Genomic DNA, 14,272 nt, shown 5'->3' on the forward strand with positions numbered 1-14,272 from the left:
ACGGACGCCGGTGGCACCCGGACAGTCCTGCGAGGACGTGTCACAGGCCGCTCGGTCACACCGGGCCGCAGGCCGGGGGGCCGGCGGCGTCGGCCACCCCGCAGCGGAACACCTCCACCGGCGCCGCGGCCACGTCGGGCACCTGTTCCACCCGCATCAGGGCCAGCCGCTTGTCGACCGGCTCGCCCGAGTCGGGGGTGAACCGGATCAACCCGGCCACCCCGAGGTAGCCCTGGCCGGCGTTCTGCCGGAGCACCTCCGCGTGCACCGCGACCGGGTTGACCGACCTCGGTTCCCAGCGTTGCCCCGGGTCGGCGTGATGCAGCCGGGCGGCGAGGCTCTCCACCGCCCGGATGAGCATCATCGCCGCGTCGTAGGCGAGGCTGACCCGCTCGCCTACCTGTTGTTCGGACCCCGGTCGGCAGCGCGGCGGGTCGAGCAGGTCGTCGGACTGGATCAACGCCAGGAAGCTGGCCCGCGCGTCGTCGCGCCGGTCCCGGGCCGCCCGCAACGCGGCGCAGGTGGCCAGGGCTGCTTTGGAGACGTACGTGACGGGCAGGTTGCCGGGCGCGGCGGCGCGCAGGCCGGGGTTGGCCATGTAGCGGTTCGCCGAGTCGTCGGCGACCAGGTGCCGGGGCGGGTTGCCGCCGCACTCCCGCAGCGCCCGCAGGAACCCGTCGAACTCGGACCACCGTCCGGCGTAGAAGAGCAGGCCGGGGTAGCCGCACTCGTCGGTCAGCCGCTGCCCGGTGCGCCACTCGTCGAGGCGGGTGATCCGAGGGCCGAACCGTTGTCGGAGCCCGTCGACGAGGGTGCCCACGTAGAGGTCCTCGGTGAGCGAGCTGCCCTCCAGAGTGGTGTAGAAGACGTGCGCCTCGTTGACCTTCAGCACCTGTTTGGCGTACGCGTCGACAAGCTGCACCTGGTCCTTGTTCGGCGCGGAGATCTGGAGGTAGAGGCGGGAGTTGGCGTCCATCCTGTCGGCGGAGAGCGTGGGCGCCAGCACCGGCAGCCCGACCTGGTTCAGATCGCGCAGCGCGCGGGCGGTGCTGGTCCGGCTCTCCACCAGCCCGACCACCCCGAGCACCGTGGGGTCGTCGCGGGCCAACTCGGCAAGCATCGCCACCGCCCGGTCGGCGTAGATCATCTGTCGACCGGCGTTGGCCACCACGATCCGCAACAACGCCGCGCCGTCGGCGCCGGCCGACTCCTTCAGCAGCGCGTACTGGGCGGTGGCCATGCCCTCCAGCTCCTCCCGCTCGGAGACGTACGACTCCTCGTCCGCGCGGGTCCGGTTGCCGGTCAGGGTGCCCAGGTAGACAAGCGTGAGGAAGGGCCGACGCCGATCGCTGCGCTGCCAGACCTCCTCGGCGGCGCGGTTCTGCGCGAAGATCCGCCGCTGGACGGTGCGCAGCCGGTCCTGGCCGGGGTCGTTGTTGAACACCTGCGCTGCGCGGTCGCTGTAGCCCACGCACTCGCCGCTGGCGGCGATCTCGACCGAGACGCGACCGCCGGTGAGTGAGGGGTGGCAGCCCAGCCCCCACCTGGTGCCCGCCCACAGCCCGAGCGCCGCCACCAGCACCAGGCAGAGCGCCGCCGGCAGGAAGCGCCGTGACCACCAGGGCGGATCGGGTGCGGAGAAGGGCCGGATGCCGCCCCGCGACGGCGGGCCGGTGTCGGTGTCGTCGGGACGCAGCACCACAAGCCACGCGGCCGGGCGGCGCAGCCGCCGCATCTCCGGCAGCGCCTCGGCCCACTCGTCGTACGCCTCGTCGGCCTCGGTCAAGGGGTGCGGTTCGGGCAGCTCCGGCGGGGGCTGTCCGCCGGATGCGACGATCAGCAGCGGGTCGTTGCGGCCGGTCTCGGTGCGGACGTCGCCGATCAGCCGGACCAGCTCCCCGCCGGCGTTGCCGGGAGCGACGTGGTCGAGCAGTAGCGCCGGGTACGCCGTGCGTCGCCAGTCCGACGGCCGCCAGACCCGACGCCGGTACGCCTGACGCAGGTCCTCCAGGAACGCGTGCAGCAGAAGCTTGTTGACCTGGTCGGGTTGCTCTCCGTCGCGCCACCCGGCGGTGAGCCGCTCGGCGAAACCGAGGAAGGTGACCGACTGCCGGGGCGCCAGGTACTGCTGACGCATGAACCAGCGGTAGTGCCTGCCGAGCAGCGGCACCCGACCGGAGACGGCGGCCCGGAAGACCACTCCGGGCACCGCGCGGCGGACCAGCCAGAGCAGCACCTGGGAGACCATGCTGACCGTGTCACCGCCGGAGGGCAACGCCCCCGAGGTACGCGGGCCACGCCTGTCACGCAGCCGGCGGACCAGGGCCGCACGGCTGTCGTCGGCGTCGACGCCGAAACTGAGGCTCTGCTGCATCAGCCAGTCGGCGAGCGGGTAGTGCCGGAAACGCAGCCGGGCGGCGCCGAAGGCCTCCAGGGAGAGCTGGCGGTGCAGTTCGCGCAGCAGCGCCGGCACGTCCCCGGCAGCCGGTGGCGCCTCGACGTCAAGCACGGCGTGCGGCACTCGGCGTCGGGGGCCCTGGCCGAAGAAGCGCCGCAGCGGCACCATCAGTTCCTGCGTCTCGGCGCGGACCAGCCAGAGCAACGGCAGCCGGCGGTCACCGCGGCGGGGACGCCGCAGCAACTGGGCGAGCAACGTGAAGAGCTCCAGACCCCCGGCCGGCAGGCGGTCTCGATGGCCGGTCGTCTGCCGCTGGCCGATCAACTCCTGTTTGGACAGCTCCGACCGCCGCACGCGTCACCTCCGATTCACCAAGTGTGACCTTGCGGTGCAAGATGCGCCAGAGATCGATGATCTGGCGCGCGGGCGGCGGGCGGCGATGTTCACAGTTGTCGATTAGGTTGGCGGTGCGTACATCCGATGGAGGGAGTCCACCTCGTGCGACGAGTCCTCACGGCGGCCACCGCCGCCCTGACCCTCACCACCGCCGGCACCATGCTCACCGGCGCGCCCGCCCCGGCCGCCCCGACGGGCTGGGGCCGGCCCGTCGTCTCGGTCGCGCCGCAACCCGGCGCCGCGGGCCTTGGCGACACCTACTTCCCCGACTACGGCAACGGCGGCTACGACGTCTCGCACTACGACGTCCGGCTGCGCTACGACCCCGCCACCGACCGGCTCACCGGCACCACCACGATCCTCGCCACCGCGACGCAGGACCTCTCGGCGTTCAACCTGGACTTCCTGCTCGACGTCGAGTCGGTGCGGGTCAACGGCTGGGAGGCTGGCGCCGCCAAGGCGGGCGCGCACGAGCTGGTGGTCACCCCGACCCGCACGATCACCCGGGGCCAGCAGCTGACCATCGTGGTGCGCTACGGCGGGATCCCGTCGGAGACCCTTGTCAACGGCTACACCGGCTGGACGCGCACCGACGACGGCGCGCTCGCGGTAAACGAGCCCGAGTCGGCGTGGTGGTGGTTCCCGAGCAACGACCACCCGCTGGACAAGGCCACCTTCGACATCTCCGTCTCGGTGCCCAACGGCGTTGAGGTGATCAGCAACGGCGTGCAGCCCCGGCCGCCGGCGGCCGAGGCCGGCAACCGCACCCGGTGGATCTGGCGGACCACCTCCCCCACCGCCACCTACCTGGCCTTCATGGCGATCGGTCAGTACGACATCGTCACCGACACCACCCCGGGCGGCCAGCCGGTCATCAACGCGTACAGCACCTCGCTGGGCGCGCTCGGGCCGGCCGCGCGGGCCAGCGTCGAGCGGACCGGCGAGATCACCGACTGGGAGAGCGGGATCTTCGGCCCGTACCCGTTCGAGGCACGAGGTGGCGTGGCCGGGCCGGTGGACGGCATCGGCTTCGCCCTGGAGACGCAGACCCGCCCGGTGTACGGCCCGGGCTTCTGGCGTCGTGGCGCCAACACGTACGTGGTGGCCCACGAGAACGCCCACCAGTGGTTCGGTGACTCGGTCTCGGTCGCCGAGTGGCGCAACATCTGGCTCAACGAGGGCTTCGCCTCGTACGCCGAGTGGCTCTGGTCGGAGGAGCAGGACGAGGGCACCGCGCAGGAGGTCTTCGACTTCACCTACGCCAGCTACCCGGCCGACGACGAGTTCTGGCAGGTGCTGCCCGGTGACCCGGGCGCGGACCGGGTCTTCGACAACGCGGTCTACGACCGGGGCGCGATGACGCTGCACCAGCTCCGGCTGGCCGTCGGCGACGACGCGTTCTTCGCGATCCTGCCGGCGTGGACGGCCGAGCACCGGTACGGCAACGGCACCATTGAGGAGTTCCAGGCCCTGGCCGAGCGGATCTCCGGTCTGGACCTGGACGAGCTGTTCACCACCTGGCTGTTTACCGCCGGCCGACCGGACGTGGCCAGCGCCGCGCGCAAAACCGCCCCGCCCACCGAACCAAAGTCCTGGTCCAAAATCCACGAATCCCACGAGTTGCTGTCCCACTAACCGCCCACCCCTACCCCACCCCCGCCCCGGCCCACCCTGTCGATCATGAAGTTGTGGCTGGCAGAAGATGACTGATGCCCTAAATCTGAGGCACCACAACTCGATGATCGACGCGGTCGGGGGTGGGGCGGGGGTGGCGGCGGGTTGAGGGCGAATGGCGGAACCGCCCCCGCTGATCCGCCCTGCGCCGTACGCACGGCCGTCACGGCCACACTCCACCGAAGTGGGGCAACCGGAGGCCGGCCGAGCGGAGAGGTACGGCCGAGCCGGAGGTACGGCCGGGTCGGGGCCGAAGGGTGGTGGACGAGTGCTTTGGAGCTGATGCCGTCAACGAATCATCCGCGGACGGGACCCATCCCGATTCGTCTATGACATCAGCTCCAAAGCATCCGAAGCCCACCCACTAGGCCAAGCCGAGCCGGGCCGGGCCAAGCCAGGCCGGGCCAAGCCAGGCCGGGCCAAGCCAGGCCGAGCCGAGCCAGGCCAGGCCAGGCCAGGCCAGGCCAGGCCGAGCCGGGCCGAGCCGGGCCGAGCCGGGCCGAGCCGGGCCGAGCCGGGCCGAGCCGGGCCAAGCCGGGCCAAGCCGGGCCGAGCCGGGCCGAGCCAGGCCGAGCCGGGCCAAGCCGGGCCAAGCCGGGCCAAGCCGGGCCAAGCCGGGCCAAGCCGGGCCAAGCCGGGCCAAGCCGGGCCAAGCCGGGCCAAGCCGGGCCGGTGAACGCGACCCCGATCGGTGAACACCTCGGCGGCGGGGCAGCGGGGCAATGGGATGGGTTAGGGCTGGGTGGCTTCGACGGCGCGGATGTGTCGGTAGGCGAACCAGAGCGGCGGGAAGGCACCCACCGCGAAGGACAGGTCGATGAGCGTCCAGAACCACGGGATGTCCCGGATCGGGCCACAGATCAGCGCCAGCGGGACGATCCCCGCGCAGGCGATCATGCCGACCTGCACCACCCAGACGTTGCGCACCGGGTCACGCAGCGGCCCCCAGAACGCCACCGCCAGCACCAGGTGGGCGAAGGCCAGCCAGTCGGTGCCGTAGAGCAGGAACGGGTAGTCCTCGCCCGCCGTCACGAGTCCGGTGTGGACTCGTTCGATCCAGTCGACGAGCGCCGGCACCTGACCGGCGAGCGGGTCCAGCGCGCGCAGCAGCCAGCGCACCTCGATCTCCAGCGGGAACGCGGTGGCACCGCTCAGGAAGAGCCCGATCAGCACGATCCACAGCCAGCGACGGGTCCGTCGTAGCCGCTCCTCATTGTCCATGAGCGCAGCGTAACGATGATCTTCAGGCCGGTACGTCCCGTCGGCGGTGACCGCTGTCTCACCGACGGACGGCCGGCGCGGCAGATGCCTGCCGCGCCGGCCGGAACCCCTCGAACAGCCTCAGCGCACGGCGAGCGCCTGCGCCGCCGGGCCGACCGGGGCGGGTAGCGCCCCGGCACCGCCCAGGTAACCGTGGATCGCGGCGGCAGCCGCACGGCCCTCGGCGATGGCCCAGACGATCAACGAGGCGCCCCGGTGCATGTCACCGGCGACGAACACGCCGTCGGCGGCGGTCTGCCAGTCGTCGCGGGCGTCGATCGCGCCCCGCGGATTGCGGGTCACGCCGAACTGCTCCAGCAACGGCTGCTGCTCGGTGCCCTCGAAACCGATCGCCAACAGCACCAGGTCCGCCGGCAGCTCCCGCTCGGAACCCGGGACGACGGTGACGACCCGCCGGCCGTCGCGCTTCTCGACTGTCACCTCGGCGATCCGCACCGCGCGCACCTGACCGGTGCCGTCGTCCACGAACTCCTGCACCGCCACGGCGAAGACCCGCTCGCCGCCCTCCTCGTGCGCCGGGTAGCTGCGCAGGACCCACGGCCACGTCGGCCACGGGTCCCGGGCCTCGTCGCGCTCCTGCGGCGGCTGCGGGTACAGGTCGAGCTGGTTTACGCCTGCGGCGCCCTGCCGGTGGGCGACGCCGAGGCAGTCGGCCGCCGTGTCTCCGCCACCGATGATCACCACGTGCTTGCCGGCAGCGTCGATCGGGGTGCCGTCCGGCAGCACCGCCCGCGGCAGCCGGCGCTCGCCGGTGGCCACCACGCCGGCCTGGTCGGTGGCCGCGGTAGCGACCGCCCGATTCGCCGCGACCAGGTGCGCCATCGCCTGGTGTACGCCCCGCAGCGCCCGCCCCGGGGTCTCCGGGGTGTCCCGGCCCTGCAACGCCCCGGCGGCCAGCAACACCGCGTCGTGCTCGGCGCGCACCTGATCGGCGGTGACGTCGACGCCGACGTGCACGCCGGTGCGGAAGCGCACCCCCTCGGCGGTGAGCTGCGCCAACCGGGCGTCGATGTGCCGCTTCTCCAACTTGAAGTCGGGGATGCCGTACCGGAGCAGGCCGCCGATCGCGTCGTCGCGCTCGTACACAGTCACGGCGTGACCGGCGCGGGCCAGTTGCTGGGCGGCTGCCAGGCCGGCGGGCCCGGAGCCGACCACGGCGACCGACCGGCCCGACGGCGCCGGAACGGGGCGCGGGGTGAGCCCGCGCGCCGCGGCCGCGTCGGCGATCTCCACCTCGACCTGCTTGATGGTGACCGGCTGGCCGCCGGCGATACCCAGCACGCAGGCCGCCTCGCAGGGCGCCGGGCAGAGCCGGCCGGTGAACTCCGGGAAGTTGTTGGTGGCGTGCAGCGACTCCACTGCGGCGTCCCAGTTGCCGCTGCGGACCAGGTCGTTCCAGTCCGGGATGCGGTTGCCCAGCGGGCAGCCGTCGTGGCAGAACGGGATGCCGCAGTCCATGCATCGGGTGGCCTGCTCACGGACCAGTTCCTCGCCGGCCGGCGGGTACACCTCCCGCCAGTCGCTGATCCGCACCGGCACCGGGCGGCGGGCCGGCAGCCGCCGGTCGTAGCGCAGGAAACCGTTCGGGTCAGGCACGTGCCACCTCCTGGGCAGCCACCCGCGGGGCGGGCGGCACCGGCATCGCCGGCACAGCGGGTGCGGTCAGTTCTGTCATGACCGCGTCGTCGACGTCGCGGCCGGCTGCTTCGGCGGCCCGCATGATCTCCAGCACCCGGCGGTAGTCGCGGGGCACCACCGCGGTGAACTCGGCAACCGCCTCCGGCCACCGCTTGAGCAGCTCCTCGGCGACCGCCGACCCGGTCTCGGCCACGTGCCGCTGCACCAACTCGTGCAGCAGCGCCTGCTCCTGCTCGCCCAGTGGCGCCAGGTCGACAAGCTCGGTGTTGACCCGCGCCCGGTCCAACCTGTGCACGAACGCCGTCCCACCGGACATGCCTGCGGCGAAGTTGCGCCCGGTCGTGCCGAGCACCACCACCGTGCCGCCGGTCATGTACTCGCAACCGTGGTCGCCGACGCCCTCGACGACGGCGACCGCGCCGGAGTTGCGGACCGCGAACCGCTCCCCCACCCGACCGCGCAGGAAGACCTCGCCCGCCGTGGCCCCGTACAGGATGGTGTTGCCGCCGATGATCTGGTCCTCGGCCCGCTGCCCGGGCTCGGCGTCGGGGTCGAGGAACGGCGCGGCGGCGTCCGGGCGGACGACGATCCGGCCCCCGGAGAGGCCCTTGCCCACGTAGTCGTTGGCGTCACCGTGCAGGCGCAGGGTCACCCCACGCGGCAGGAACGCGCCGAACGACTGCCCGGCGGTGCCGTGCAGCACGAACTCGACCGTGTCGTCCGGGAGGCCGCCGCCGCCGAAGCGGCGGGTCACCTCGCCGCCCAGCATCGCGCCGACACTGCGGTGCTCGTTGCGTACCGCCACCTCCACGCGGACCGGCGCGCCCTCGGACAGCGCCGGCTGGGCGAGCGCGATCAGTTCGTTGTCCAGAGCGTGCTCCAGGCCGTGGTCCTGGGCGCGTACCCCGCGCCGGGCAGCGCCGGGCGGCAGCTCCGGCAGGTGCAGGACGGGCGCCAGGTCGAGCCCGTTGGCCTTCCAGTGCGACACCGCCGGGGCCACGTCGAGCAGTTCGGTCTGCCCGATGGCCTCCTCGATGGACCGGAAGCCCAGCTCGGCCAGGTAACCCCGGACCTCCTCGGCGAGGAACAGGAAGAAGTTCTCCACGAACTCCGGCGTGCCCGTGTACCGCTCACGCAGCACCGGGTTCTGGGTGGCGATGCCGACCGGGCAGGTGTCCAGGTGGCAGACCCGCATCATCACGCAGCCCGAGACGATCAGCGGCGCGGTCGCGAAGCCGAACTCCTCCGCGCCGAGCAGCGCCGCGACCAGCACGTCCCGGCCGGTCTTGAGCTGGCCGTCGACCTGCACGGTGACCCGGTCGCGCAGCTTGTTGAGCAGCAGCGTCTGCTGTGCCTCGGCCAGCCCCAGCTCCCACGGGGTGCCGGCGTGCTTGAGCGAGTTCATCGGGGACGCGCCGGTGCCGCCGTCGTGGCCGGAGATCAGGATGACGTCGGCCTTGAGCTTGGCGACCCCGGCGGCGACCGTGCCCACGCCCACCTCGCTGACCAGCTTGACGTGCACCCGGGCGGCCGGATTGACGCACTTCAGGTCGTGGACGAGCTGGGCCAGGTCCTCGATTGAGTAGATGTCGTGGTGCGGCGGCGGCGAGATCAGACCGACGCCGGGAGTGGCGTGCCTGGTCCGGGCGATCCACGGCCAGACCTTGTTGCCCGGCAGTTGGCCGCCCTCGCCGGGCTTCGCGCCCTGGGCCATCTTGATCTGCAGGTCGTCGGCGTTGACCAGGTATTCGCTTGTCACACCGAACCGGCCGCTGGCGATCTGTTTGACCGAGGAGCGCCGCAGCGGGTCGTGCAGCCGCTCGACATCCTCGCCGCCCTCGCCGGTGTTGGACTTGCCGCCGAGGCGGTTCATCGCGATGGCGAGCGTCTCGTGTGCCTCGGCCGAGATGGAGCCGTACGACATGGCGCCGGTGGCGAAGCGCTTGACGATCTCGGTGGCCGGCTCGACCTCCTCGATCGGCACCGCCGGGCGGACCCCGGTGCGCAGGGTGAACAGTCCGCGCAGCGAGCCGGCCTGCGCGGCGAGCGCGTCGACCTTGGCCGTGTACTGGCGGAAGACGTCGTACTGCCGGCTGCGGGTGGCGTGCTGGAGCAGGAAGACCGTCTCCGGGTTGAACAGGTGCAGCTCACCCTCGCGGCGCCACTGGTACTCGCCGCCGACCTCAAGGCGGTCGGAGGTGGCGGCGCCGGCGGGCGGCCAGGCCAGCGCGTGCCGGGCGGCCACCTCGGTGTGCACACCGGCCAGCCCGACGCCGCCGATCCGGCTCGGGGTGCCCCGGAAGTAACGGTCGATCAGCCGGGTGTCCAGGCCGACCGCCTCGAAGACCTGCGCACCGCAGTACGACGAGACAGTCGAGATGCCCATCTTGGACATGATCTTCAGGACGCCCTTGCCGAGCGCCTTGGCGTAGTTGCGCACCGCGGCGGCGGGTTGCACACCGGCCAGCACGCCCGTGGTGATCATGTCTTCCACCGACTCGAACGCCAGGTACGGGTTGACCGCCGCCGCGCCGTACCCGATCAGGACCGCCGCGTGGTGCACCTCCCGACAGTCGCCGGACTCCACGATCAGCGCCGCCTGCGTGCGGGTCTGCTCCCGCACCAGGTGCTGGTGCACGGCGGCGGTGAGCAGCAGCGACGGGATCGGCGCGAGATCGGCGTTGGAGTCCCGGTCGGAGAGCACCAGGATGCGGACGCCGTCCTCGATGGCCTCGGAGACGTGTCGACAGATCTCGATCAGCCGCGCCTTGATCCCGGCGGCGCCCTCGCGGATGCGGTACAGCCCGGAGACCCGCACCGCCTTGAAGCCGGGCAGGTCGCCGTCCTCGTCGATGGAGAGGATCTTCGCCAGCTCGTCGTTGTCGATGATCGGGTGCGGCAGCACGATCTGCCGACAGCTCGCGGCGCTCGGGTCGAGCAGGTTGCCCTCCGGCCCGATCGTCGACGCCAGGCTGGTCACCAACTCCTCGCGGATGGCGTCCAGCGGCGGGTTGGTGACCTGGGCGAAGAGCTGGTGGAAGTAGTCGTAGAGCAGCCGCGGTCGGGTGGACAGCGGCGAGATCGGGGTGTCCGTGCCCATCGAGCCCAGCGGCTCCGCGCCGGTACGGGCCATCGGCGCGAGCAGGACCTTCAGCTCCTCCTCGGTGTAGCCGAAGACCTGCTGGCGACGGCGCACCGAGTCGTGGGTGTAGACGGTGTGCTCACGGGGCGGCAGGTCGTCAAGCTCGATCAGCCCGGCGTGCAGCCACTCGCCGTACGGCTGCGCGGCGGCCAACTCGGACTTGATCTCGTCGTCGTGCACGATCCGCCCGGCCACCGTGTCGACGAGGAACATCCGGCCCGGCTGGAGCCGCCCCTTCGCGACCACGTGGGCGGGGTCGAGGTCGAGCACGCCCGCCTCGGAACCGAGCACCACGAGGCCGTCGTCGGTCTGCCACCAGCGCCCCGGACGCAGCCCGTTGCGGTCCAGCACCGCGCCGACGATCTCGCCGTCGGTGAAGGCCACCGACGCCGGACCGTCCCACGGCTCCATGAGGCTGGCGTGGAAGCGGTAGAAGGCACGCTTCGCCGGATCCATCCCGGGGTCGTTCTCCCAGGCCTCGGGGATCATCATGAGCACCGCGTGCGGCAGGCTCCGCCCGGCCAGGTGCAGCAGCTCCAGGACCTCGTCGAAGTTCGCCGAGTCGGAGGCGGCGGGCGTGCAGACCGGGAAGACCCGCCGGATGTTTCCCGGCACGTTCGGCGAGCGCAGGAGCGCCTCGCGGGCCTGCATCCAGTTGCGGTTGCCCCGGATCGTGTTGATCTCGCCGTTGTGGGCGATGAACCGGTACGGGTGCGCCAGCGGCCAGGACGGGAAGGTGTTTGTGGAGAAGCGGGAGTGCACGAGCGCGATCGCACTGTCCACCCGCTCGTCGCGCAGGTCGGGGTAGAACGCCGGCAACTGGTCGGGCGTGAGCATGCCCTTGTAGACAATGGTGCGACTGGACAGCGACGGGAAGTACGCGGGCACTCCCCGCTCGGCGGTCTCCCGCTCGGCCTGCTTGCGCAGGCAGAAGGCCACCCGGTCCAGCTCGATGCCGCTCAGCGCGGAACCGGCCGGCCCGGCGGGCGAGTCGGTGAGGCGGTGGGCGGCCACGAAGACCTGCCGCACCCGGGGCATGGCCGCCAGGGCGGTGTCGCCGAGCCCCTGCGGCTCGATCGGCACGTCCCGCCAACCGAGCACATCCGCGCCCTCGACCAGCGCGTACTTCTCGACCACCCGACGGGCACGCGCCTCGGCGGCGTCGTCGTCGGGGAGGAACACCAGGCCCGTGGCGTACTCGCCGGCCGGTGGCAGCGTCACGTCGGCGACCGCGCGCAGGAACGCGTCCGGGACCTGGATCATGATGCCCGCGCCGTCGCCGGTGTTGGGCTCCGCGCCGCGGGCGCCACGGTGGTCCAGGCGGCAGAGCGCACCGAGCCCGTTGGCGACGACCGCGTGGGACCGTCGGCCGTGCATGTCCGCCACGAAGGCCACCCCGCAGGCGTCGTGTTCCTGCGCGGGGTCGTAGAGACCCTGGGCGGGCGGGTGGGGGCCGGGCGTCGGGGACGCCTGCGGGCTGTGCGGGTGCGGCTGTGTCGTGTCCGCGTACGGCTGAGCCACCGGGCCTCCTGTCGTCACTCAGGTTGGATCATGGTGGGGACGACGTCGGCCCGTGGGTCTATTGAGTCTACGTTAGGGCTGGGGGCGCAAGGCCACTCAAGATTGATCACACCGTCCAGAGTCTGGGACGTGTAGTCTCGCGCGGTGGATTCGGTGCACAAGGACATCTTCGACCGGTTGGAACGTTTCTACGACGCGGTGCCCCGCGACGTCGCCGGTGCCGAGGAGCATGGCGGGCTGGTGCTGTTCGTCCGCGAGGGCGCCGGCTGGCCGTTCTACGCCCGGCCCCGCATCGACGCCACCGAGGCGCCGTCCCTGGCCGACGTCAGTTCCGTGCGGGAGCGCCAGCGGGAGCTGGGCCTCCCGGAGTCCTTCGAGTGGGTGCACGAGACGACCCCGGAGCTGCTGGCGGTGGCCCGCTCGGCGGGGCTGAACGTGCTGGAGGCCCCGCTGATGGTCCTCGACCCGGCCGCGCTGCCCGATCCGGCGACGCTGTCCGACGTACCGGTGCGGGTGCTGGCGGCGGACGCGCCCGACTTCGCCGCCGACGTGGCCGCCCGGCGGGCGGTGGCGGCCGTGGCGTTCGGCGCCGCCGGCACCGCGCCCGGCCCGGCCGGACCGGCCGAGCGGGACGCCGCGGTCACCGAGTTGGAGCTCGCCGCGCTGGAGGAGGAGCGGGCCCGGATCGCCGACGGCCGGCGGATCTCCGCGCTGGCCGGGACGCCGACCGAGGGCGCGCTGGCAAGCGGCATGGCGATGCGGGTGGACGACGTCGCGGAGATCGCCGGAGTGGCCACCCTGCCGGCCGCCCGCCGTCGCGGCATGGGCGCCGCGCTGACCGCCACCCTCGCCCGTGAACTGCTCGCCGCCGGCACCGGGCTCGTCTTCCTCTCCGCGGGCAGCGAGGAGATCGCCCGGGTCTACCTGCGGGTCGGCTTCCGCCGCGTCGGCACCGCCTGCATCGCCGAACCCACCGCCCTGATCCCCTGAACCGCCCCGATGACCTGAGCGGCGTGGACGATCAGGCCGGTGGCCGCCACTGGGCCGCGGAGGCGGCGGCGCTGGAGAGCAGCCGCGAGTTGATCGTGCCGAGCGCGGCGTCGCGGGCGCGCAACGCCAACCGGCCCCGGGTCTGGAGCACCGCCGACATGCGGCGGGTCTGGCGGACCACCGTCGCCGCCCGGGGACGGCGCACCCGGTCGTACGTCTGCACGGCGTCGGGCAGGCGGGCCTCGCGCAGCAGCGAGGCGAGCGTGGCGGCGTCCTCGAAGGCGAGGCACGCGCCCTGGCCGAGGTGCGGCGGCATGGCGTGCGCCGCGTCGCCGAGCAGCACCACCCCGCCCGGCCCGACTCCGAAGCCGTAGGCGCGGGGCAACGGGCGCAGCTCGCGGACCTCCTGTTGTACGAGGTCGCTCGGGTCGGTGGCGTCGAGCAGCGCGGCGATCGGCGCCGGCCAGCCGGCGTACCAGCGGCGCAGGAGGGCGAGCTGGGTCTCCGGTGGCTCGGGGCGGGGAGCGCCGGCGGCGGTGGCCACCCAGTAGATGCCACCCCGGCTGGAACCACCCGAGGAACCGCGCTCACCCAACGAGGCGGCCACGAACCGGTAGCCCGCGCCGAGAACCTCGCCGGCGATCTGCTGGTCGGCGGCCAGCCGGGGTGCCCGGTACCAGGGGATGACGGCCCGCCAGGCCGCGCAGCCGGAGCTGACCACGCCGGACTCGGGGGCCAGTTGGCGACGGATGACGCTGTCCGTGCCGTCCGCGGCGACCACCAGGTCGGCCTCGATGGTGTGCCGCCCGTCGTTCACCCCGGGGCGTTCGCCCGGCTCGACGCGGACGTGGCGCACGGTCACCCCGGTACGCAGCTCGACCCGGTCACCGAGGCCGGCGATCAACGCGTCGTGCAGATCCTCCCGGTGCACCACCACAGGCATCCGGTCGGCCGGGGTCGGCCGGGGTTGCACCAGCCAGTGCCCGTCCGGACGGCGGACCCCACCGTCGGGCAGCGGGGTGGCGATGGCGGCCAGACCGGCACCGAGGCCGAGGGCCTGCAACGCGCGGACGCCGTTGGGCCAGAGCACCACGGCGGTCGGCTCGGGACGGACCCGTTCGGCGCGGTCCAGCAGGGTGACCTGCCAACCCGAGCGGGCCAGCGCGCCGGCGACCGCGAGGCCTCCGACCCCGGCGCCGACCACCACCGCGCTTCGCATCGGTGCCGCCCCC

Annotated in this window: 7 protein-coding genes; 2 read left to right on the forward strand and 5 right to left on the reverse strand. The window is 72.9% G+C overall.

Features of this window, described 5'->3' with window-relative positions:
- Positions 1-55: 55 nt before the first annotated feature.
- A complete protein-coding gene (locus OOJ91_RS10535; RefSeq protein WP_266244427.1) occupies positions 56-2,752 on the reverse strand; it encodes a hypothetical protein in 2,697 nt (898 codons plus the stop codon).
- A gap of 144 nt (positions 2,753-2,896) precedes the next feature.
- On the opposite strand from OOJ91_RS10535, the gene OOJ91_RS10540 reads away from it, so the two are divergent.
- The gene (locus OOJ91_RS10540) at positions 2,897-4,429 is read left to right on the forward strand and encodes a M1 family metallopeptidase (RefSeq protein WP_266244428.1); all 1,533 of its coding nucleotides are present in this window, start codon (positions 2,897-2,899) and stop codon (positions 4,427-4,429) included.
- A gap of 771 nt (positions 4,430-5,200) precedes the next feature.
- On the opposite strand, the gene OOJ91_RS10545 is transcribed toward OOJ91_RS10540, so the two are convergent.
- The 3 genes from OOJ91_RS10545 to gltB all read right to left on the reverse strand — a co-directional run bounded on the left by OOJ91_RS10545 (position 5,201) and on the right by gltB (position 12,050).
- Entirely contained in the window at positions 5,201-5,689 is a 489-nt protein-coding gene (locus OOJ91_RS10545) for a hypothetical protein (protein WP_266244429.1), read from the reverse strand.
- Positions 5,690-5,809: 120 nt separating this feature from the next.
- A complete protein-coding gene (locus OOJ91_RS10550) occupies positions 5,810-7,345 on the reverse strand; it encodes a glutamate synthase subunit beta (RefSeq protein ID WP_266244430.1) in 1,536 nt (511 codons plus the stop codon).
- On the reverse strand, positions 7,338-12,050 hold the full coding sequence (gene gltB / locus OOJ91_RS10555; RefSeq protein ID WP_266244431.1) for a glutamate synthase large subunit: 4,713 nt from the start codon (positions 12,048-12,050) through the stop codon (positions 7,338-7,340). Before gltB ends, OOJ91_RS10550 begins: the two co-directional genes overlap by 8 nt.
- A gap of 153 nt (positions 12,051-12,203) precedes the next feature.
- Between gltB and OOJ91_RS10560 the strand changes: the two genes are divergently transcribed.
- Positions 12,204-13,040: a GNAT family N-acetyltransferase gene (locus OOJ91_RS10560; protein WP_266245358.1), complete on the forward strand. Its 837-nt coding sequence runs from the start codon at positions 12,204-12,206 to the stop codon at positions 13,038-13,040.
- A 31-nt stretch (positions 13,041-13,071) separates the two neighbouring features.
- On the opposite strand, the gene OOJ91_RS10565 is transcribed toward OOJ91_RS10560, so the two are convergent.
- The gene (locus OOJ91_RS10565) at positions 13,072-14,259 is read right to left on the reverse strand and encodes an FAD-dependent monooxygenase (protein ID WP_266244432.1); all 1,188 of its coding nucleotides are present in this window, start codon (positions 14,257-14,259) and stop codon (positions 13,072-13,074) included.
- Positions 14,260-14,272 lie beyond the last annotated feature (13 nt).

This window comes from Micromonospora lupini (assembly GCF_026342015.1).
In the GTDB taxonomy this organism is placed as follows: Bacteria; Actinomycetota; Actinomycetes; order Mycobacteriales; family Micromonosporaceae; genus Micromonospora; species Micromonospora lupini_B.

What these genes read in the sequence shown, in the direction of transcription:
- OOJ91_RS10545 (WP_266244429.1), bottom strand. Translation starts at nt 5,689, where the DNA reads ATGGACAATGAGGAGCGGCTACGACGGACCCGTCGCTGGCTGTGGATC.
- OOJ91_RS10565 (WP_266244432.1), bottom strand. Translation starts at nt 14,259, where the DNA reads ATGCGAAGCGCGGTGGTGGTCGGCGCCGGGGTCGGAGGCCTCGCGGTC.